Raw genomic sequence first — 20,546 nt, forward strand, 5'->3', positions numbered from 1 at the left:
CGCGGGCGCGCGGGCTGAGGAGCACGGTGCCGGTGAAGACGGGTACGCGGCTGCCGGTGGCGCTGCGGGGCTACGACCGAGCCCAGGTGGACGGCCTGCTGAAGCGGATCTCGGGGGCTCTGAAAGGCGGATCGCCGGTGTCCGCGGAGGAGGTCCGCGCCACCCGGTTCGACGTCGTGCTACGCGGCTACGAACAGCGCGCCGTGGATGAACTGGTACGCGAGTGCATCCTGGAACTGCAGAGCGTCGCGCCGTTCAGTGAACGTCCCGGCCGGCCTCGCGTGAACCCCGGCTGGCTCATCAACTGGATCCAGAACGCGCGCTTCGCCGGCGCTGGCATGCGCCCCGGCTACGACGTGCGGGACGTGGACGCCTTCCTGGACCGCGTGGTCGTCGGCCTCCGCGGTGTCGCCCCGGCCGTGACTGCCCGTGACGTCCGGGAAAGTGCCTTCCGCGTGGTTCGTCTAGGGCCGGGCTACGACGAGCAGGAGGTCGACCGCTTCCTCGTCCAGCTCGCGGGCGCCCTCGAACGCCGCTGATCGTCTTCTGGTCACCCGGAGTTATCCACAATTTCGTTCGGGGGTGGCGTGCGGCATCGGGGCACGCCACGCTACGTGACATGGACCACTTCGCCGCGCAGCTTCAGCGCCTGCGCTCCCTGTTCGGCCTCTTCTTCGCCCCCGAGGTCACCGCCGACCTGCTGCCGTTGGCCAGACCCGCCCTGCGGCTCGGCCTCGACGGCGAGGTCACCGTCCACCTCGGCGGCGCCCCGCTCCTGCCCCCAGGCGAACCGTGGCCGGAGTGGAACGGACGTCCACTCGACTTCCTCGGCGCATTCGACTTCACCGCTCTCTCCGAGCTCGGCGAGGTCCCCGGGCTACCCGCCACCGGAACGGCCGCGTTCTACTACGCGAGCGAGGCACCACGTCCTTGGGGCGACCAGGTCGGCCAGCGCGACGGCTGGCGCGTGTTCACCGGCCGACTCCAGCCGACCACAGCACCGCCAGGAGCGTCGGCGTACCCGAGCTGCCGGCTCGGAGCCGCTCCGTTCCTGTCGCTTCCCTCCCCGCAGGAACCCGCCGTCCGGCGCCTGGAACAGCATTACAGCGGCATCCTGTCGGTCTACGAGCAACTTCATGTGGCCTGGTCGCAGTACGCCTGGCCCGACGACATGCCCGTCCACCAACTGGGCGGCTGGCCGGCCCTCGTCCAGCGCCCGGTCGGTCCGGACTGCCAGCTCGCCTCGTCCGGCCGCGACCTTGGCTCCACCACCGTCCCCGCCCTCTCCATGGACGAGGAAGCGGCCGTCGCCGAATGGCGCCTGCTCCTCCAACTCGACTCCGACCAACGCCTCGGCTGGCACTGGGGCGACCCAGGTCGCGTCTACTTCTGCGCTCGCCAGAACCAACCCCTGGAGCAGACATGGCTAACCGTCCAAGCCACCTGACGAAACCCGCCGACCCCAACTCACCCGCCTCGCGCACCCCACCCAGCTCCGCAAGCCGCGCAAGCAATCCATCCCGCGCAAGCAATCCATCCAGCGTGAGCCGCCCAACCTGCTCGACGCATGTGAGCCCCCTAACCCGCGCGCCTCCACCCCACGCGAGCCGTTCAAGCCACCTGGCGACGACCCACCGAGCCAACCCACGTAACCCGCGCAGTCCCACGAGCCGTCGAGCCGCTCAAGCCACGCCCGGCTGGTGACCGCCCGACGCTGGCAGACTCACGCACGGGTTCGGGGTTGACGGCGGGCGCTGATGCGGTCGCGGACGTAGACGTTGGCGTGGATCTCGCGGCGGACCTGGACGTGATCGCCAGGGAGCTTGTGCCGGGGCGGGTGAAGACGCGGCTGACACCAGCCGACTCGCCCGCCGGGGCCGCCGCGCTCTCGCCCCGGCGGCGCTGGCCGACACGCTAGCTGCGGTCGCCGCTGGCCGACACGCGCGCCGCGGCGGCGTTGGGCGACACGTTAGCCGCGGTCGCCGCGACCCCGGCCGTGCGATGGACGCTGGTGCTGGCTACGACCGGCGGGTGCCGAGCTGGCTAGCGACCCAGCCGCCGGAGGCGGTCCGAGCCGATCATGGAGATCGTGGCGAGGTCGTGCAGGACGTCCTCCGCCGCCATGGTCGTCGGGACCACCTTAGGCGGCTGGCTAGCGACCCAGCCGCCTAAGGTGGGCCAGGTCGTGACGAGCTTCATCGCCAGGGCCCGACCGGGCGGCGAACCGGGCCCGTGGCTGCCGAACGGCAGTGTCCGGGTCGTCCGGCAGCGCGGCGGCGGGCTGGACCAGCGGCTGGCGCGGCGTTCGAGGACGCCTACGCCAGGCGTCCGCTCGTCCTGATCGGCATGGACACGCCGCAGGTCACCCCGGCGCTGCTCGGCCGGGCCCGCCGTGCGCTGGCGCGGCGCGGCGCGGTGTTCGGTCCGGCGGCCGACGGCGGGTTCTGGCTGCTGGGCCTGCGGCGTCCGGACGCGCGGCTGCTGCGCGGCGTCCCGATGTCGCGTCCGGACACCGGCGCAATTCAATTCGGGGCGGCTGCGGGCTGCCGGGCTGGAGGTGGCGGTGCTGCCCCAGCTGACCGATGTGGACACCGCGGGGGACGCCGAGGCCGTCACCGCAGCGGCGCTGCACGACCGCCGCACGCCGCCGAACGGGCGCCGAACGGGTGGCACACGGGGGGCACACCGGGCGGCCCCACACGGGACCCCCACACGGGGGCCGCAGGGAGGCCGCACGGGGGCCGCACGGGCGGTTCGCGGCCACCGTCCGCAGCCTCGGCGGCAGGTCGGGTGGCAGGTCGAGTGGCAGGTTGGGCGGGCAGGGGGTGCTGGCGTGGTCGGGCACCTGTACGACGCGAGCCGCCCCGGTGACGTGAACCGTCCAAGACGCGTGAGCTGTCCAGGCCACGCCAGCTGTGCGAGTCGACGGCTCGCACAGATTGAGCGGTAGGTCGGGTGGCAGGTTGGGCGGTAGGGGAGTGCTGGCGTGATCGGGTACCTAAACGACGCGAGCCGCCCCGGTGACGCGAGTTGTCTAGGTCGCGTCAGCCGTCTAGGGCACGCGAGCTGTGCGAGTCGGACGGTTCGCGCAGCTCGTGCGAGCCGTTTAACCAGCGCAAGCCGTTTCAAGCGCGCAGGCCGTTCAAGCTGCGCAGGCCGTCAAGGCGCGTAGGCCGTTCAACCAGTGCACGCCGTTCGACCGGTGCAGGCCGTTCGACCGGTGCAGGCCGCTCAGGTTGCGCAGGCCGCTCTATTCGCTTGAGCGCGCAAGCCGCCTGGGCCGCAGCCTCAACCCGGCTGGGTTGCCCCAGCTCCGCGTGAGGCGCGCGAGCCGCTTGAGCTGCGGGGGTGTCCCTATGAGCGGTCCACCGACGCCGCTCGGGCCCGGTGACAAGACCCCCGGATCATGTCTGCGACAGGGGCTTGAGTCATGCAGGACCGGGTGATCTGGCTCCCCACCATGGGCGGGGACGTGAGGACGGTAACGGGGCTTGGGGACTGGGCAGCCAATTGTCGCCTGCGTTGTTCACTGGGTGTCGGGAGTTAGCGAGGCCGTTTTCGACTCGTCTCGACGCTGAGCCCGACTTGGCGCGTCGTTTCCGCGGGCTGCGCTTTGGGCGTCACGCTGCTTTGGGCGTCACGCTGCTTTGGGCGTCACGCTGCTTTGGGCGTCATGCTGCTTTGGGCATGCTGCCCTGGGTGTCGTGTCGCTTCTACGGACGTGATTTGGGCGTCGTGGTGTTCTGGTGTCGTGTCGCTTCTGTGGCTGGCGCTCTGGGTGTTGTGGTGTTTTGGGGGTCGTGTTGCTTGGGTGGTTGGCGCTTCGGGGGCGTGGCGTTTCGGGGACGTGGTGCTTTGGGTGGGGTGTGGCGCTTGGGTGGTGGTCGGGGGGTTTGGTGGTCGGGGGTTTGGGGGTTAGGGTTCGCTGGGGTTTGTTTCTGGGGGTGTGAACGCTACGTTGCGTTCGGGGGACCTGCAATGGGCTTGGGTGAGGAGTTGGTGCAGTTCGTAGGGCTTCTTGTTTCGGGTTTTGATGGGTGTGGGTGCAATGGTGGGGGGTGTTCATTGCAACGGGGTGTGTGGTTTCGGTAGGTTGAGGGTTTGTGGCGTTGCTTATTGAACACCTCGGGGGATCGTGATGCCGGGAGGCAGGCTCACCCAGCAGGATCGGCAGCAGATCGCGCTGGGGTTGGCCGACGGTTTGGCTTACGCCGAGATCGCTCGCCGGCTGGACCGTCCTACCTCCACCATCACGCGGGAGGTGATGCGCAACGGTGGCCCGGCCGGTTACCGCGCTGATCTGGCGCACCGTGCCACCCAGCAGCGCACACAGCGGCGGCGGAGCGCCGCGGCCGGTAGGGCGCAGGCGGCGGCGCAGCCCTACGGGCGTGACGCCGAGGCCGTGCACCAGTACCAGGAGATGCTCACCACGGTTTTCATGACCTCGGGCCTGCCCAAGATGATGTCGCGGGTGCTGGGCGCTCTGTACACCACCGACTCCGGCAGTCTCACCGCCGCCGAGCTCGCTGAGCGGTTGCAGGTCAGTCCGGCTACGGTGTCCAAGGCGATCACTGCTCTGGACAGTCTTGAATTGATCCGCCGCGAGCGTGACGAGCGTCGGCGCGAGCGGTACGTCGTTGATGACGAGCTCTGGTACCAGTCGATGATTCGCAGCGCGCAGGACAACGCCCGGCTGGTGGAGACCGCGCGTGAGGGCGTGGGTGTCCTCGGCCCGGGTACCCCTGCCGCCGTCCGGTTGGAGAACATCGCCCGTTATCTGGACTTCGTCGGTGAGGCCATCATGCGCGCGGCCGAGCAAGCTCGCGATGTTCTCTACACCAAGGCCGAGGGTGAGTAGGCGGGTCCGGCAGCGGGTGCTGCCGGACCCTTGGGTTGTTACTTCCGGGACGGTGGTGTGGCGGTGTAGGTGGCCGTGTTCTGGGCGGCGTCAGTGCTTGAGCGCCGGTAGCCGGCTTTCTCCAGGACGCGGATCGAGGACGGGTTCGACAGCTCGACACCCGCCTTGACCGTGTGGACGCCCGGTGCCGTGAAGGCGAACTCGGTCAGGCGGCGCGTGGCCTCGGTGGCGTGGCCGCGGCCCCGCCGGGAGGGCACGATGCCGTACCCGATCTCGATGGTGCCGCCGGTGGGCGGCCAGAAGAGGCCGATCGAGCCGATCACGAGGCCGCCGGCGCGTTCGATGATCTGGCGGTGGCCGTACTCGCCGAGCCATGCGGGGTGGTCGCCGCAGAGACCGGCGATGACGTGGTCGCCTTCGGCGGGGAAGTCGTCGGCCCAGTGGGGCAGGCGGGTGCCGTCCAGGACGGCGGTGATCTCGTCCGGGTGCCAGGTGCGCAGGATGAGGCGGTCAGTGAACAGTTCTGGGGTGGACACGGGAATGAAGGAGGACACGTGAGACTCCTGGTCGTCGGGACGACCCGGCGCATGTCAGGCGGCGCGGGCCGTTCGAGGGCATGCCGATGAGAGCTGCTGGGCAGCCATATTCATCAGCCCCCTCGGGATGCGGCGATCAGGCGTCTTGTACGCCGCTGTGAACCTAGCGAGCGCTGATGGCTGTGTGCAAAAGGGTTACGGGAGGGGGTTACTCAGCGGTTGGTGCGGGTCTTTATGAAGTAGGCGGTGCCGACGATCGTCGACCATGCGAGCAGGTGCAGGGCCACTGCGGGGAAGTCGGAGACGAACGCGTTCGGGCCGTGGTGGGCGGCGCGGAGCCACTCGATCATGGGGACGGCCAGCCAGGAGAGGCGGCCCAGGCCCAGGAGGAGCAGCGCCGCCGCGCCGGCGAGGAGGGCGAGGAGGGATACGCCCGGGTCAGGGATGATCGCGCGGCTCGTCCAGGCTCCCAGGAGTGTCGCGGCGAGGGCGACGAGGAGGCAGAGTGCGCAGCCTGTTGCGATCGCCTTACCGGGGGCCTTTACGGAGACGGCCTGTAGGAGGGGGACGATCAGGGCGATGGCGCCCAGGGCGAGGTTCACCGTGTAGGCCGCGAGGAGTCCGGCCACGGTGGGGGTGGAGCGGTGGCGTGCGGCTGTGGCCGACAGGGCGCGTTGTTCGTCCGGTTGGGTGTCGAGCAGCGCGCGCGCCGCCCAGGCCCAGATCGGGAACATGAACGCCGGGGTGTCGCCGAGCGTTCCGACGGCGAGGTCGGAGGCGTCGGGGCCGCTCGGGCCCTGGAGGAGCACCAGTCCGACGATCAGCAGGACGGCGAGCAGGGGGTGCAGGACGCGGAGCGAGCGGACGTAGCCGGCCATCTGGAACCGGGCGAGTGCGATCATCGGTCGGGCCGCCGCACGTCGTAGCCGTCGGCGCGCAGTTTGGTCTCCACGGTGTCGATCTCGTCCTCGCGCACGATGACCTCCAGCACCCGGGTGTTAGGGGAAGTGGGGGTCAGGGGAGTCACCGTCGCGTCGGCGACGTGCAGGCGGGTGACGTCGGGGAGGGCCTCGATGCAGCGCTGGTGGTCGCTGACGACCACGGTCGTGCCCCGTGTTGTGAGTTCGGTGATCAGTGCGGGCAGCGCGTCGCGGGTGGTGGCGTCCAGGCCGGCGAAGGGTTCGTCCAGGATCAGGAGGGCGGGGTCGGCGAGGAGGGCTTGGGCCAGTCCGACTTTTTGGGCGCTGCCCTTGGAGAGTTCCGGCAGTCGCACGTCGAGGAGGTGCTGGAAGGCGAGCCGTTCCGCCCACGGGCCGATGGCGCGGGACGGGACGCGGCGTATGGCGGCCATGTGCCGCAGGTAGGAGCCCACGGTGAACGGCTGGTCCACGGGGAAGCGCTCGGGTGCGTATCCCACGCGGCGGGGCCGTCCCTCGATCGTGCCGCGGTGGGGGTGGCGCAGGCCGGCGATGAGCCGGAGCAGGGTCGACTTTCCCGCTCCGTTCCTGCCGGTCACCTCCGTGATTCCGCCGGGCGTGAGGGACAGGGTGACGTCCTTGAGCACCCAGGGGTCGCGCCGCCGGTACCGGAAGGCGACGTTCTCCAGCCGCATAGCCCACGGACCGTAGCCCGCCGGGCGTAAGGGGGCCGTTAGGCGGGCCGGAGGGCGCCGCCGCGTGCGCCGGGCGGGACAATGGGGGCATGGGTGCCGTTGAGGGGTGCGTGTTCTGCGGGATCGTCGCGGGCGAGGTGGCCGCGCATGTGGTGCTGGACGCGCCCGACGCGATGGCGTTCCTCGATGTCCGGCCGCTGTTCAAGGGGCACACGCTGCTGGTTCCGCGCGTCCACTACGAGACGCTGACGGACCTGCCGGGGGACATGGTCGGGCCGCTGTTCGGGTACGCGCAGCGGCTGGCGGCGGCGATGGAGGACGTGCTCGGGGCGGCCGGGTCGTTCGTGGCGATGAACAACCGGATCAGCCAGAGCGTGCCGCATCTGCATGTGCACGTGGTCCCGCGCAACAAGAAGGACGGGCTGCGGGGGTTCTTCTGGCCGCGCCACAAGTACGGCTCCGATGCGGAGGCCGCCGAGTACGCCGCGCGGCTGGCTGCGGCGTTCGCGGGATGAGCCGGGGGCGTCAGCCCATGGCGAGGAGGGCGGCGATGAAGGGCTCCCCGGACGCGTGGCCCGGCGGAGGGGCGGGGTCCGTCCGGGCGGCGTGCTCGTGGAGGTCGCGTTCGGCTCGGTCGAGGGCCGCGGACAGGACGTAGTCGCGTACCGACCAGCCGGTCAGCCTGGCGGCTTCGCGGATGACGAGCCGCTGCTCCGCCGACGTCCGGAACGCGAAGTCGTCGGTGGGGGCGGCGGGAAGGCTGGGGCGAACCGACTCAGACATGGCCGGTCTCCTTCCTTGCGGCACCTCAACGTACGCCGGAAGAGGTGTTTCGGACATCCCTCCCGCGTGAGCCGGTGCGCGTCAGCGGGTTCCCCAGGAGTAGGTCTGCTTCCTCAGCTTGAGGTAGACGAAGCTCTCCGTGGAGACGACGCCGGGGACGGCGCGGATGCGGCCGAGGAGTTCCAGGAGGCGCTCGTCGTCCTCGCAGACGAGTTCGAGGAGGACGTCGAAGGAGCCGGCGGTGATGACGACGTAGTCGATCTCGTCGACGGAGGCGAGCTCGTCGGCGATCTTCTCCAGGTCGCCCTCGCACTTGACGCCGATCATCATCTGCCGGGAGAAGCCGAGCATGAGCGGGTCGGTGACGCCGACGATCTGCATGACGCCGGCGTCGAGGAGCTTCTGGACGCGCTGCCGGACGGCGGCCTCGGAGAGCCCCACGGCCTTGCCGATGGCGGCGTAGGAGCGGCGGCCGTCCTGCTGGAGCTGCTCGATGATCTGCTTGGCCGTCTCGTCGAGCTGGACGGAGGGCCGGGCGGAGCCTCGGCGGGCGGGCGGCTGTCCCGTCATGGGGTCTCCTAGCTGCGGCATCGAGGGTCGAAAGCGTTCATGCCAAGTGAATCAGTCGTGAAACTGGATCGTAACAACGGAATCACTTGTATTGGGTCGGCACGTCTGTAAGGGTCGGGCCAACAGGGACACATCGGGCGATCGCGCCCAGGGAGGGTCGAGGATGAGCGGCGAGCGGCTGCGCAACTTTATCGGCGGCGAGTATGTGGACGCCAAGGACGGGCGCACCCTGGAGGTGGTCGACCCCAGCACCGGCGACGCGTACGCGGAGGCGCCCGTGTCGGGCGCCGAGGACGTCGACGCCGCGTTCCGCGCCGCCGCCGAGGCCTTCCCCGCCTGGCGGGACGCGATGCCCAAGGACCGGAGCCTCGCGATCCTGCGGTTCGCGGACGCGGTGGAGGCGCGGGGCGAGGAGCTCGTGAAGGCGGAGAGCCGCGACACGGGCAAGCCCGTCCAGCTCACCCTGGACGAGGAGCTGCCCCCGATGGTGGACAACCTCCGGTTCTTCGCGGGCGCGTCCCGTGTGCTGGAGGGCAAGGCCACCGGCGAGTACATGCCGGACCACACGTCGTCCATCCGGCGCGAGCCGATCGGGGTGTGCGCTCAGGTCACGCCCTGGAACTACCCCATGATGATGGCCGTCTGGAAGATCGGTCCGGCGCTGGCCGCGGGGAACACGGTGGTGCTGAAGCCGTCGGACACGACGCCCGTCAGCACGTTGATGCTCGCCGAGATCGCCGCGGAGTTCCTGCCGCCGGGCGTGTTCAACGTCGTGTGCGGCGATCGGAGCACGGGCCGGGCCCTGGTCGAGCACCCGACCCCGCAGATGGTCTCCATCACCGGGAGCGTACGCGCGGGTATGGAGGTGGCCGCGTCCGCGGCGAAGGACCTGAAGCGTGTGCATCTGGAGCTCGGCGGTAAGGCGCCGGTCGTGGTGTTCGACGACGCGGACGTCGAGTCCGCCGCGGCGGGAATCGCCGAGGCGGGGTACTTCAACGCGGGGCAGGACTGCACGGCCGCTACGCGCGTCCTGGTGGCGGATCGTCTCCACGACGATTTCACGGAGGCTCTGGTGGAGGCCGCCAAGGGGACGGTGGTCGGTCCGCCCAGTGACGAGAACGCCTTCTACGGTCCGGTGAACAGCGCCGCGCAACTGGAGCGCGTGCAGGGGTTCATCGAGCGCGCACCCGACCACGCGGAGGTCCTCGCCGGGGGAGAGCGCATCGGTGACCGCGGGTACTTCTTCGCTCCGACCGTCGTGGGCGGGCTCCGCCAGGACGACGAGCTGATCCAGGACGAGGTGTTCGGGCCCGTCATCACCGTCCAGCGCTTCTCCGACGAGCAGCAGGCGGTCGAGTGGGCCAACGGCGTCAGGTACGGGCTGGCCGCCAGCGTGTGGACGCGCGACCACGGCCGCGCCATGCGCATGAGCAAGGCCTTGGACTTCGGCGCGGTGTGGGTCAACACCCACATCCCGTTCGTGTCGGAGATGCCGCACGGGGGCTTCAAGCACTCCGGCTACGGCAAGGACATGTCGATGTACGGAATCGAGGACTACACCCGCGTCAAGCACGTCATGCACTACATCGGCGGCTGACCGGCGGCCCGGGGCACCGGCCGGCCGCGGGGGCGTCCGCGGGACGGCCGGCCGGTGGACGCGGGAGCGCCGGCGGGTCACGTCCGGCCGGGGCCGGGAGGGGCCCCAGGAAGTAGCAGATCGCGCGGTCAGGCGCCGCACCGAGCCCGTGAAGGAAACCCCAGCCATGACCGAGACCCAGCCTGCCCCGGCGCGCGACGACCCGGGCCGCGCCGTTCCCGCCATCGAGCTCACGGGAGTCCGGAAGGCGTACGACGCCTTCGGTGAGACCGTCGCCGCCGTCCGCGGCGTCGACCTGGACATCGCGCAGGGGGAGTTCTTCTCGCTGCTCGGGCCGTCCGGCTGCGGCAAGACGACGACCATGCGCATGATCGCCGGCTTCGAGGAGCCGACGGCGGGCCGCGTCCGCCTGCACGGGCGGGACGTGACGGGCGTCCCGGCGAACCGCCGCGACGTCAACATGGTGTTCCAGTCGTACGCGCTGTTCCCGCACATGAGCGTCTTCGACAACGTCGCGTTCGGCCTGCGCCGGCGCGGCGTCCCGAAGGACGAGATCAAGGAGCGGGTCGGCGCGATGCTGGACATCGTCGACCTGGGCGGGCGGGAGCGGCGCCGTCCCGCCGCGCTGTCCGGCGGGCAGCAGCAGCGGGTGGCGCTGGCGCGCGCGCTGGTCAACCGTCCGCGGGCCCTGCTGCTCGACGAGCCGCTCGGGGCGCTCGACCTGAAGCTCCGCCAGGCCATGCAGGTGGAGCTGAAACGGATCCAGCGGGAGGTCGGCATCACGTTCGTGTACGTGACGCACGACCAGGGTGAGGCGCTCACCATGTCCGACCGCATCGCGGTGATGAACGAGGGGCTCATCGAGCAGCTCGGTTCGCCGCGGGAGATCTACGAGCATCCGGCGACGCGGTTCGTGGCCGGGTTCATCGGGACGTCGAACCTGCTGGGCGGGGAGGTCGGCGAGCTGGCCGGGGACCGCGCGGTGATCTCCTTCGGCCCGGACGGGCGGATCGAGGTGCCGCTGCGGGACGGGACGCGGCCCGCGGCGGGGGAGCGGCTGGAGCTGACCGTGCGCCCCGAGAAGATCTGCATCGGGCCGGACAAGCCGGCGGACGGCCTGTGCGGCGTCCGGGGGACGGTGACCGAGGTGGTCTACCTCGGCACCTCGACCAACTACAACGTCACCACGTCCGCGGGGGACGACGTCGTGGTGTTCCTGCAGAACGCCACGTCGGCGGAGGACATCGCCGTGCGCGGGGACAGCGTCTGGCTGTCGTGGGAGCCGCGCCACTCGTACGCCATAGGAGCAGCCCGGTGACCCACATCGACCCCGCATTGCTGCGCGGACTCACCCGTCCGCGCCTGGCGCGTTCCGACGCGTCCCGCCGGGACGTCCTGCGGCTCATGGGCGCCGCGGGCGCCGGCCTCGCCCTGTCCGCCTGCGGTGTGAAGGGGCAGGGCGGCAAGGCGAACGTCGACCAGTCCGACGTGCAGAAGTACTGGGCGGGCAAGGCGAAGACCGGCAAGCTGAACTGGGCGAACTGGCCCGGGTACATGCAGGATGACCACGCGACGATCAAGGCGTTCGAGAAGGCCACGGGCATCAAGGTGACCTACAAGGAGGTCATCCAGGAGAGCGGCCCGTGGTTCGGCAAGATCCAGGCCCCGCTGGCCGCCGGGCAGTCGATCGGCTTCGACCTGATGGTCATGACCAACGGGATCCAGCTGGAGAAGTGCCGGCAGCTCGGCTACCTGGCGCCGCTCGACCCGTCCCGGCTGAAGAACTTCGCGGCGAACGCGGGGGCCGGGTTCAAGAACCCGTCCTACGATCCCGGCAACGCGTTCACGATCCCGTACGAGTCGGGCATCACCGGGATCGCCTACAACACGAAGTACGTCAAGGACGAGATCACCAGCATCGCCCAGCTCTTCGACCCGAAGTACAAGGGCAAGGTCGGGATGATGGGCGACTCCCAGGAGCTCGGGAACTTCGGGATGTTCCTGCTCGGGATCGACCCCGAGAAGTCGACCCCGGCCGACTGGGAGAAGGCCGCCGCGAAGCTCCGCGAGCAGCGCGACAAGGGCATCGTCCGCAAGTACTACACGCAGGACTACGTCGACGCCGTCAGCAAGGGCGACGTGTGGATGACGATGGCGTGGTCCGGTGACGTCTACAGCCTGACGAGCCCGGACGTGAAGTTCGTCGTGCCGAGGGAGGGCGGCACCATCTGGACGGACAACATGTGCATCCCGAAGACCGCCGAGAACCCGGTGGACGCGCTGACCCTGATGGACTGGCTGTACGTCCCGGCGAACAACGCGCCGCTGACGGAGTTCGTCAACTACATCACCCCGGTCCCCGGCACGCAGCAGATCATCGCGGCGGAGGCGGCGAAGGCGACGGGCGACGAGAAGAAGGAGCTGACGAGGCTCAGCACCAGCCCGCTCGTGTACCCGTCCCCGGCCGACATGGCGCGGCTGCGGCACTACCGGCGGCTCACGCAGGCGGAGGAGACGCAGTACCAGAAGATCTTCGAGCCCATCGCCAAGGGGTCGTGATGGCCGGGGGACTCGGGCGGGCCCGCGGGCGGGGCCGGTTCACGCCGTACCTGCTGGTCCTGCCGAGCGGGCTGTGGCTGCTGGCGTTCTTCGCGATCCCGATGGTGCTGATGGTGTCGCTGTCGCTCCAGACCGGCAACCTCGTCGACGGATTCCGGCAGACGTTCCACTGGCAGAACTACACCGACGGCCTCAGCACCTACGGCGACAAGTTCGGCCGGTCGCTCTGGTACGGGCTGCTCGCGACGGTCGCGTGCATCGTGCTCGCCTATCCCGCCGCGTACTGGATCGCGTTCCGGGGCGGCCGCCACAAGTCGACGTACCTGTTCATGCTCCTGCTGCCGTACTTCGTGTCGTTCGTGCTCCGGACGGTGTCGTGGAAGCTGGTGCTGACCGACAACGGGCCCGTCCTCGGGCCGCTGCGGAACCACGGCGTCCTGCCGTCGGGCTTCCACGTCCTCGACACGGGCTTCGCGGTGGTGTCCGGGCTGACGTACAACTTCCTGCCGTTCATGGTGCTGCCGATCTACGTGGCGCTGGAGCGGATCGACCCGCGGCTGGTCGAGGCGGCGCACGACCTGTACGCGAGCCGCGTCCAGGCGTTCGCGCGGGTCGTGCTGCCGCTGTCGCTGCCCGGCGTCTTCGCGGGCGTGATCATGACGTTCGTGCCGGTCTCGGCGGACTACGTGAACGCCGAGGTGCTGGGCGGCCCCCGCAACACCATGATCGGCAACGTGATCCAGTCGGAGTACTTCGACAACAGCGCCTACCCGGTCGCGTCCGCGCTGTCGTTCGTGCTGATGGCGATCCTGCTGCTCGGGATCTTCGCCTACGCGCGGGCCCTCGGTACCCAGGACGTTCTGGAGGCGGCGGGACGATGACCACCCTGACCACGGACCCGGCCCCCGCGCCGCCGGCGGACCCGGCGCCGGCCGTCCGGCGGCGCCGCCGCCCGGCCGTCCTGCACGTCTACACGCTGCTGCTGATCGCGTGGCTGATCCTGCCGATCGCCATCATGATCCTGTTCGGGTTCAACGACACCCACAGCAAGCAGAACTTCCGCTGGGAGGGCTTCACCCTCAGGTGGTACGTCCACCTGTTCGACAAGAGCGACCTGACCACCGCGCTGGTCAACTCGCTGACGATCGCGCTGCTCAGCACGCTGATCACCACGGTCATCGGGACGCTCGCGGGCCTCGCGCTCGGCCGTCACCGGTTCCGCGGCAAGGGGGTGACGAACCTCGTGCTGTTCATGGCGATCTCCTGCCCGGAGATCGTGATGGGCGCCTCGCTGCTGTCGATGTTCGTGACGTTCAACCTGCCGCGCGGCTACCTGACGATCCTGGTCGCGCACGTGATGTTCTCGATCGCCTTCGTCGCGGTGACCGTCCGCGCCCGGGTGGTGGGCCTCGACCCGGCCGTGGAGGAGGCCGCGCAGGACCTCGGGGCCGGGCCGTGGACCCGGTTCCGGCTGGTCACGCTACCGATGATCATGCCGGGGGTGGTCGCGGGGGCGCTGCTGTCGTTCGTGCTGTCGATCGACGACTTCGTCATCACGAACTTCACCAGCGGCGCCACCGTCACGTTCCCGCTGTGGATCTACGGGTCGACGCGGACCGGGACGCCGCCGCAGGTCAACGTGATGGGCACGCTGATCTTCGCGGTGGGGGTCGTGATCGCCGTGGTGTCCGCGCGGCGAAGCCTCCGCGCGTCCCGCTGATCCGGCTGATCCGCTTGATCCTGGTCAGTCCAGCGCGCGGTACACCGACGTCCAGAAGTCGGTGTAGATGGGGGCGGCTCCCGGGGGCATCGGGGTCTGCGTCAGCAGGATCGCGACGAGGTCCTCGGCGGGGTCGTTGGCCCAGGACGTCCCGAAGCCGCCGTCCCAGCCGTAGCGGCCGGGCGTGGCATGCAGGTCGTCGCGGTGCAGGACGACGGACACGCCGAGCCCCCAGCCGCGGTTCCGGCCGAGCGCGGCGGCGTGCTGGCCGGACGCGAGCTGGTCGGTGGTCATGAGCTCGACGGTGCGGCGCGACAGGAGGCGCTCGCCGTCGTGGACGCCGCCGTCCGCGAGCATGCGGGCGAACGCGTAATAGTCGCCGGCGGTGGAGGCGAGCCCGGCCGCGCCGTCGGGCAGGGCGGGCGGCCGGCTCCACCGGCCGCCGGGGGCGTCGTGGTGCGCGAGCGCGCCGTTCTCGTCCCACAGGTAGGCGTCGGCGAGGCGGTGCACGTCGGTGGCGGGGACGTGGAAACCGGTGTCCTTCATGCCCAGCGGTCCGAAAAGGCGTTCGCGGAGGAAGGTCTCCAGAGGCTGCCCGGAGGCGCGCTCGATGAGGATTCCGAGGATGGTGGACCCGGTGTTGTAGAGCCATCGCTCGCCGGGCTGGAACAGCAGGGGCAGTGTCCCGACTGCCCTCAGCCACTCGTCCGTCGTGTGTGGCGCGTCCGGGCGCGGGGGTCCGAAACCCATCAGGTCCATCTCGCGCACGGCGTCGTCGAACGGGGTGCCGAACGTCGAGCCGTCCAGGGCGAAGCCGAGGCCGCTGCGGTAGTCGAGGAGATCCCGCAGGGTGAGCGGACGCGCGGCCGGGACGGTGTCGTCCAGGGGGCCGTCGAAGCGGCGCAGGACGCGCCGTCCGGACAGTTCGGGCAGCAGCGGGTCCACCGGGTCGTCCAGGCGCAGCCGGCACTCCTCGACGAGCATCAGCGCCGCCGCCGCGGTGACCGGCTTGGTCATCGACGTGATCCGGAAGACGGTGTCGGGACGCATCGGGGCGTCGCCGCCGAGCGCGGTCGCCCCGAGCGCGTCGACGTGGACCTCCCCGTGCCGGGCCAGCAGCGTGACGGCGCCTGGCGCCGCGTCCCGCTCGATGTGGCCGCGCAGGATGTCGCGCATCTGGTCGAGCCGTGCCTTGGCGAAGGTCATGTCCCGTGCTCCGTCCCTGTTCCGTGCGTACTGGCCGCTACGTGCTCCTCAGGGGAGACCCGGCGCGGGGACGGAACTCACCGCCGTCAGTCGGGCGACTGGTCGATCGTGCCGAAGATGACGGACGAGACCTCCAGGTACAGCTGCTCCGGGTAGGGCATGAACCCGACGTTGCGGAGCGCCTGCTTCTGCCCGGCCGACTCCATGATGAACTCGCCGTACCCGAGCATCCGGCCGGCGACCGACCGCTCCAGCGCGATGTCGGTGACCTTCGCCAGCGGCATCATCGCGACGTTGCGGTTGAGGATGCCGCTGATCAGCATCACCCGGTGCTCGGTGACGAGGAAGAACTCGATCGACCAGGCGAGGACCTTCCACACCAGGTACAGCAGCGTCAGCACCCACAGCCACCAGATCCACAGCACGCCGGTGACCACGCCCACGGCACTGCAGGCGACGAGCCCGCCGACGACGATCGCCACCGGCACGCTGAGGACCGCGGGGTGCCTGCGCACAGCGATGACGCGCCCCTCGTAGGCCATCAGGTACTTGTCGATGGTCCGCGTCGAGTTGTCGCGGTACACCATCATGTCCTGCAGATTCACGGCGGCGTCCTCGTCATGATCCGGGTGCCCCAACCGTAGCCGACGCGGCGGCGCCGTCGCAGAGGCCGCACGGTAAGGGCCACGGGCCTCCGGCGGCGTCGGCGGAGGCCCCGTGAAGGGCGCCGCCGATGCGCGGCCACCGGCCTTGTGCGCGCGACGCGGGAACCTGATGATGTTGGACATGGACGGCGTTCGGGGGGAGCCCGTGACGGAGCCGGGGAGCGGGTTCGCGGACGGGTTCGCGGACGGCGGGGCCCCGCGGCCCGAGCCGGGGCGGGACGTGACGGCGCGGCCGATCTGGCGGCTCCTGCTCCGCGGCCTCGGCGTCTACCTGCCGGGCTGGCAGACGCCCGCGGGGGTGCTGCCCGTGCCCGGCGGCTCCGCGCGGGGCTTCGGGCCGCCCGCCTTCCTGAACGGCGACGCCGGGTTCGGCGTGCAGGTGCCGGAGCGGCGGCGCGGGCTGGAGCCCGACCGCGAGATCTACGTCCGGGGGCGGGAGAACCCGAGCTTCGGGATCGTCGTCGCGGGGCCGTCGGCCGCGATCGGCAGCCGGGTTGTGGACGCGTCCGCGCTGATGCGGTTCGCGCGGCGGCTGACGTTCGAGGAGCTCTTCGACACCGCCGACGCCGAGTCGGTGCCGTACGCGGTGCGCGGTGCGCGCGCGGTCGAGAACGTGGTGTTCCTCGACCGGGCGGCCGGGATCGGGCTGTGCGCGGAGGTGGAGCCCGTGACGCGGTCCCTCAGATGCCCGCTGTACGTCCGCCTCGGCACGCCGGTGGACCGGACCGTCCGCGCCTACGCGATGGCCTGACGGACCGCCTCAGCCGTTCCCGGACGCCTCCGGGCGCGGCCCCCGCGGCCGGTCTCAGGGCGTCGAGGCCCAGGCGGTCAGATCCCAGAGCTGATGGGACGGCAGGCGCCGCAGCCGGACGGTCGCCGCCGACGGATCCCAGAACACCTCGTCGCTCTCCAGCTCCAGCGACTGGCCCGCGGTCAGCACCGCGCAGAGCAGCTCGTCCCGCGTGCGGACGGCCATGAGCGGACCGATCTGCGCGACCGCGCCGGTGCTCTCGTACAGAGTGCGGAGCAGCGCCTTGAGGGCCGCCTCGTCCTCCGGGCGGCGCACCGGCTCCACGCCCGACGGCATGCCCGCCTCCACCCGGGCGAGGCCGCGCCTGCCGTTGCCGTTGTGGGGGAGGTCGGCGCCCGTCGAGATGAGCAGCGCGGTGAACGCGCCCGCGAGGTCCTCGGCCGCCTGCCCGCCGAGGAAGTAGCGGCGGCGCTCCGGCGAGCCGGGCGCGGTGCCGTCCGTCCCCTCGGCGGTGCGGAACCGGACGTTCAGCCGGTTCGCGCGGACGCACCGCTCGTACATGTCGGTGAGGATGTCCTCAAGCTGCCCGTCGCGCGTCCACAGCCGTCCCGTGGCGGTGACCGCGGCGCCGTCGGCGGACGGGCGCGGACGGCCGGTCAGCGCCGCGGCGACGATGTCGTCCAGCTCGCCCTCGGTGTACTGGAGGAGCTCGGCGACGACGTCCTCCACGCCTTCCAGCGTCCGGGTGAGGGTCCGCTGGAGCTCCAGGATCTCCTCGCCGCCGCGCTCCAGGTCGGCGAGCCGGTCCAGCGCGGCGTCGACCTTGCCCTCCACGGCGCCGCCCTGCGCCGTCCCCACCGCGCCGCGCACGGACGTCTCGACCTCGGTCAGCTTGCGGCGCAGCGCCGCGAGCGTGATCCGCTGCTGTTCGAGGTCGTGCAGCCGCCCGGCCTGCGTCCGCAGGTAGTCGTCGGCCTGGTGGACGAGGTCCGCCAGCTCCTCGACCTGCCCGGTGTTCTGCCGCAGCCGCGTGTCGAGGGCGGGCAGCACCTCGCGCTTGACGCGCGACAGCTCGGCGGTGAGCTGCTCGCCCACCGTGACGAGCACGTTGTTCTGCTTGGTGACCTGCTCGTTCAGCTCGTCGATCCGGCGCGTGAACGCGTTGGCCTGATCGCGGCTCTGCTTGCCCGCGTACAGCTCAAGCGCCCCGACCACGACGCACATCACCACCAGGATGACCGTCGTCATGCCACTCCTCGGCCGGCCCGATTTCTCACCGATGCGGGTTTTGATCGCGACCATAACTTACGATCACGCGCGCCGACCGGAACTTACGTAACCGACTGATCTCAGTGACCGTCCGGTCCGACCTGTCCGACGGGCGACGCGCCGTGGCGGGCGCGGCGCGGTCAGTCACATCCCTCGAACTGCGGGACGGTCGTGGTGACCCTCAGCCGGACCGGCCCGAACCACTTCGCCAGCAGCCGCGGCGCCGTGCCGTCCTGGTACATCCCCGTGACGGCCTTGTTGACGGCCTCGCAGCCGTCCGTGTCGCCCTTCCTGATGCCGATGCCGTACGGCTCGTCCGAGAACGGCGCGTTCACGACCTTCAGTTTGCCGCCGTCCCGAGCGGCCTGCGCGGCGAGCCCGGCGAGGATCAGGTCGTCGGTGGAGACGGCGTCCAGCCGTCCCGCGGACAGCGCCCGCAGGCAGCCCTCGTAGCCGTCCGCGTCGACGGGGACGGCGGCGACGCCCTTCTCGTCGTGGACGCGCGGGAACGACACCGAACCGGAGACCCGGCACAGGCGCTTGCCCTTGAGGTCGTGCACGGTCTTGATGGAGTCGTCGGACGCCCGGACGAGGATGTCCTGGTGCGCCACGTAGTACGGACCCGCGAACGCCACCTTCACCTTGCGTTCGGGCGTGACGGAGTAGCTCGCGACCACGAGGTCGACCCGGCCGGTCCGCAGCAGCGACTCGCGGGTCGCCGACGTCACCGTCCGGAAGGTCACGTTCTTTCCGGTGACGCCGAGCCGCCGGGCGACCTCCCTGGCGACGTCGATGTCGAAGCCCGCGTAGCCGTCGCCGCTGCGTAGGCCGACGCCCGGCTGGTCGGCGTTGACACCGATGACGAGGGCGTCCTTCTTCGCGACGGAGGTCTCGCCCGCGTCGGCGACGCCGCACGCCCCGGCCGCCAGGACGGAGCCCGCCGCGAGTAGCGCCGCCCCGGAACGCCGAGCCCGCGTCCCCCGCCACATTGCGCGGCGCATGGCCGTCCCCCTCCGGTTCACTTGGACCACCGGTACTCGGCCAGGCGGGGCCGCACGCCCGCCAGCACGAGCCCGGCGATGACCACGCCCGCGATCGGCAGGACCGCGTACCAGCCCTTCGTCCCGCCGTCACCGTCGTCGACGGCCTCGCTGAACGACGCCTGGTGCGTGCCGATCAGGTCCTGGAGCGCCTTGTCGTAGCGGACGTAGTCCGCGGCGGCCGTACCGCGCGACGACACCGCCTGGGCCCGCTGACCGCCGTTCACGAGGTTGCGCATCGCGCGGTCGTTCTGCTGGAACCGCTTGAACTCGTCCAGCACCCTGACGAGCGCCTGCCTCTGCTCGGGCTCGTCGGAGCGGTTGGCCTCCGTGCCGAGGAACCCGAGGAACGGCGCGCGCCCCGGCTCGAACGCGAGCCCCTTCTGCACGGCGGTGTTGTACTCGTTGAGGTTCCCGGCCTTCAGGTACAGGACGGTCTGCGACTTGCTCAGGAACACCTGCTCGTAGGCGTCGGCGCGCTGCGGGTCGAGCAGGAAGCGCGTCTCGTCGGCGTTGGCGCTGTTGCTGATGGCGCGCGTCCGGGACAGGGCCAGGATCGAGTCGAACCCGTCCTCCTTGGCCTCCCGGAGATGGCTCGCCTGCCCGGACAGCATCACGGTGGCCGCCACGACCAGCACCAGCGTGCCGAGCGTCGCCAGGGCCAGCGCCGGGTTCAGCATCCGCCGGTAGCGGACGGCCAGGTAGACCTGGAGGCCGGCGAGCGCGGCGAGGAGCGCGAGCCCGGAGACGAGGATCCACGTGCGCCCCGCGAGGACGTTCGACCGCTTGTCCTCGTAGGTGTGCCGGACGAGCGTGCCGTTGTCGAGCGTCAGGTTGTACGCCTTGGGCAGCAGGTCCAGCTTCATCAGGTCGGTCGCCTGCCGGTACAGCTTGAGGACGTTCTCCGGCGGCGACCCGGGCCCGTGCGAGGACTGCTGGTCGAGCAGGATCGCCTGGCCGGCGAGCCGCTCGTACTGGCCGAGCCCGTACACGAGCTCGCGGGCGGTGTTGTCCTCGGTGGTCTCGTCAGCGAGCTTGGACGCCTGGAGCAGCGCCTGGCCCGCCTTCGAGCGGCTCTGGTCGTAGCCGGCGAGGGCCCGGTCGCGGCCGCCGCCCGCCGCGTCGCCGGTGAGCAGCGCGTTCGCGAGCTGGGCGTCCATGTTGGTGAGCTGGAAGTACAGGTCGCCGGTCGCGACGACCTGCGGGCCCGCGTCGTGCCCGATGACGCGCACGCCCTCGCGGGCGTTCGCGACGGCGGCCCAGGTGACCGCGAGGAGCACCACGAGCAGCACGACGGTCAGCGCCGTGAGCGCCCGGACGCGTCCCGCGACCGTGCGGGGCAGCGCCCGCCGCAGCCCCCGCGGCGCCGGTGCCGGCTCG

22 protein-coding genes are annotated in these 20,546 nt (G+C 70.9%); 12 read left to right on the forward strand and 10 right to left on the reverse strand.

Features of this window, described 5'->3' with window-relative positions; genetic code table 11:
- Positions 1–32: 32 nt before the first annotated feature.
- From E1300_RS21425 to E1300_RS21450, 5 genes are all read left to right on the forward strand, one after another.
- Positions 33–539 (forward strand): DivIVA domain-containing protein, encoded by a 507-nt coding sequence (locus tag E1300_RS21425; protein WP_131758812.1) that lies wholly within the window; start codon positions 33–35, stop codon positions 537–539.
- A gap of 80 nt (positions 540–619) precedes the next feature.
- Positions 620–1,447, forward strand: a complete 828-nt coding sequence (locus E1300_RS21430; RefSeq protein WP_131758813.1) for a DUF1963 domain-containing protein — start codon at positions 620–622, stop codon at positions 1,445–1,447.
- Between the two features lie 738 nt (positions 1,448–2,185).
- Positions 2,186–2,341: a hypothetical protein gene (locus tag E1300_RS52640; RefSeq protein WP_242619299.1), complete on the forward strand. Its 156-nt coding sequence runs from the start codon at positions 2,186–2,188 to the stop codon at positions 2,339–2,341.
- Between the two features lie 5 nt (positions 2,342–2,346).
- Complete coding sequence (locus tag E1300_RS52645) at positions 2,347–2,871, forward strand: DUF2064 domain-containing protein (protein ID WP_242619300.1); 525 nt, start codon at positions 2,347–2,349, stop codon at positions 2,869–2,871.
- Positions 2,872–4,138: 1,267 nt separating this feature from the next.
- The gene (locus tag E1300_RS21450) at positions 4,139–4,858 is read left to right on the forward strand and encodes a helix-turn-helix domain-containing protein (protein WP_131758814.1); all 720 of its coding nucleotides are present in this window, start codon (positions 4,139–4,141) and stop codon (positions 4,856–4,858) included.
- A gap of 38 nt (positions 4,859–4,896) precedes the next feature.
- On the opposite strand, the gene E1300_RS21455 is transcribed toward E1300_RS21450, so the two are convergent.
- The 3 genes from E1300_RS21455 to E1300_RS21465 all read right to left on the reverse strand — a co-directional run bounded on the left by E1300_RS21455 (position 4,897) and on the right by E1300_RS21465 (position 7,006).
- Positions 4,897–5,412: a GNAT family N-acetyltransferase gene (locus E1300_RS21455; RefSeq protein ID WP_131758815.1), complete on the reverse strand. Its 516-nt coding sequence runs from the start codon at positions 5,410–5,412 to the stop codon at positions 4,897–4,899.
- A gap of 194 nt (positions 5,413–5,606) precedes the next feature.
- Complete coding sequence (locus E1300_RS21460) at positions 5,607–6,296, reverse strand: hypothetical protein (protein ID WP_131758816.1); 690 nt, start codon at positions 6,294–6,296, stop codon at positions 5,607–5,609.
- Complete coding sequence (locus tag E1300_RS21465; protein WP_131758817.1) at positions 6,293–7,006, reverse strand: ABC transporter ATP-binding protein; 714 nt, start codon at positions 7,004–7,006, stop codon at positions 6,293–6,295. Before E1300_RS21465 ends, E1300_RS21460 begins: the two co-directional genes overlap by 4 nt.
- Positions 7,007–7,095: 89 nt before the next feature.
- Between E1300_RS21465 and E1300_RS21470 the strand changes: the two genes are divergently transcribed.
- Complete coding sequence (locus E1300_RS21470) at positions 7,096–7,521, forward strand: HIT family protein (RefSeq protein WP_131758818.1); 426 nt, start codon at positions 7,096–7,098, stop codon at positions 7,519–7,521.
- Between the two features lie 10 nt (positions 7,522–7,531).
- On the opposite strand, the gene E1300_RS21475 is transcribed toward E1300_RS21470, so the two are convergent.
- Both E1300_RS21475 and E1300_RS21480 read right to left on the reverse strand, forming a co-directional pair.
- Positions 7,532–7,789, reverse strand: a complete 258-nt coding sequence (locus E1300_RS21475) for a type II toxin -antitoxin system TacA 1-like antitoxin (RefSeq protein WP_131758819.1) — start codon at positions 7,787–7,789, stop codon at positions 7,532–7,534.
- Positions 7,790–7,870: 81 nt separating this feature from the next.
- Complete coding sequence (locus E1300_RS21480; protein ID WP_131758820.1) at positions 7,871–8,359, reverse strand: Lrp/AsnC family transcriptional regulator; 489 nt, start codon at positions 8,357–8,359, stop codon at positions 7,871–7,873.
- A 163-nt stretch (positions 8,360–8,522) separates the two neighbouring features.
- Between E1300_RS21480 and E1300_RS21485 the strand changes: the two genes are divergently transcribed.
- The 5 genes from E1300_RS21485 to E1300_RS21505 all read left to right on the forward strand — a co-directional run bounded on the left by E1300_RS21485 (position 8,523) and on the right by E1300_RS21505 (position 14,235).
- The gene (locus E1300_RS21485) at positions 8,523–9,956 is read left to right on the forward strand and encodes a gamma-aminobutyraldehyde dehydrogenase (RefSeq protein ID WP_131758821.1); all 1,434 of its coding nucleotides are present in this window, start codon (positions 8,523–8,525) and stop codon (positions 9,954–9,956) included.
- A 166-nt stretch (positions 9,957–10,122) separates the two neighbouring features.
- Entirely contained in the window at positions 10,123–11,274 is a 1,152-nt protein-coding gene (locus E1300_RS21490; RefSeq protein WP_131758822.1) for an ABC transporter ATP-binding protein, read from the forward strand.
- On the forward strand, positions 11,271–12,515 hold the full coding sequence (locus tag E1300_RS21495; RefSeq protein WP_242619301.1) for a polyamine ABC transporter substrate-binding protein: 1,245 nt from the start codon (positions 11,271–11,273) through the stop codon (positions 12,513–12,515). The genes E1300_RS21490 and E1300_RS21495 overlap by 4 nt, the downstream gene beginning before the upstream one ends.
- Complete coding sequence (locus E1300_RS21500; protein WP_131758823.1) at positions 12,515–13,396, forward strand: ABC transporter permease; 882 nt, start codon at positions 12,515–12,517, stop codon at positions 13,394–13,396. The genes E1300_RS21495 and E1300_RS21500 overlap by 1 nt, the downstream gene beginning before the upstream one ends.
- A complete protein-coding gene (locus tag E1300_RS21505) occupies positions 13,393–14,235 on the forward strand; it encodes an ABC transporter permease (protein ID WP_131758824.1) in 843 nt (280 codons plus the stop codon). The genes E1300_RS21500 and E1300_RS21505 overlap by 4 nt, the downstream gene beginning before the upstream one ends.
- Before the next feature lie 24 nt (positions 14,236–14,259).
- Here E1300_RS21505 and E1300_RS21510 read toward each other — a convergent pair whose 3' ends face one another.
- Positions 14,260–15,441: a serine hydrolase domain-containing protein gene (locus E1300_RS21510; RefSeq protein ID WP_131758825.1), complete on the reverse strand. Its 1,182-nt coding sequence runs from the start codon at positions 15,439–15,441 to the stop codon at positions 14,260–14,262.
- An 86-nt stretch (positions 15,442–15,527) separates the two neighbouring features.
- Positions 15,528–16,031 carry a PH domain-containing protein gene (locus E1300_RS21515; RefSeq protein ID WP_131758832.1) on the reverse strand — a complete coding sequence of 168 codons (504 nt, stop codon included), beginning with the start codon at positions 16,029–16,031 and terminating at the stop codon, positions 15,528–15,530.
- Between the two features lie 196 nt (positions 16,032–16,227).
- Here E1300_RS21515 and E1300_RS21520 point away from each other — a divergent pair, with 196 nt between their 5' ends.
- The gene (locus E1300_RS21520) at positions 16,228–16,857 is read left to right on the forward strand and encodes a hypothetical protein (protein ID WP_242619302.1); all 630 of its coding nucleotides are present in this window, start codon (positions 16,228–16,230) and stop codon (positions 16,855–16,857) included.
- A 54-nt stretch (positions 16,858–16,911) separates the two neighbouring features.
- On the opposite strand, the gene E1300_RS21525 is transcribed toward E1300_RS21520, so the two are convergent.
- The 3 genes from E1300_RS21525 to E1300_RS21535 all read right to left on the reverse strand — a co-directional run.
- The gene (locus E1300_RS21525; RefSeq protein ID WP_131758826.1) at positions 16,912–18,105 is read right to left on the reverse strand and encodes a hypothetical protein; all 1,194 of its coding nucleotides are present in this window, start codon (positions 18,103–18,105) and stop codon (positions 16,912–16,914) included.
- 161 nt (positions 18,106–18,266) lie between these two features.
- Positions 18,267–19,127 (reverse strand): glutamate ABC transporter substrate-binding protein, encoded by an 861-nt coding sequence (locus E1300_RS21530; RefSeq protein ID WP_131758827.1) that lies wholly within the window; start codon positions 19,125–19,127, stop codon positions 18,267–18,269.
- Between the two features lie 17 nt (positions 19,128–19,144).
- Positions 19,145–20,546 (reverse strand): GlnX family signal transduction membrane protein (locus E1300_RS21535; protein WP_131758828.1); only part of this gene is annotated, 1,402 nt, incomplete at its 5' end.

It is taken from the genome of Actinomadura fibrosa (assembly GCF_900659615.1).
In the GTDB taxonomy this organism is placed as follows: Bacteria; Actinomycetota; Actinomycetes; order Streptosporangiales; family Streptosporangiaceae; genus Spirillospora; species Spirillospora fibrosa.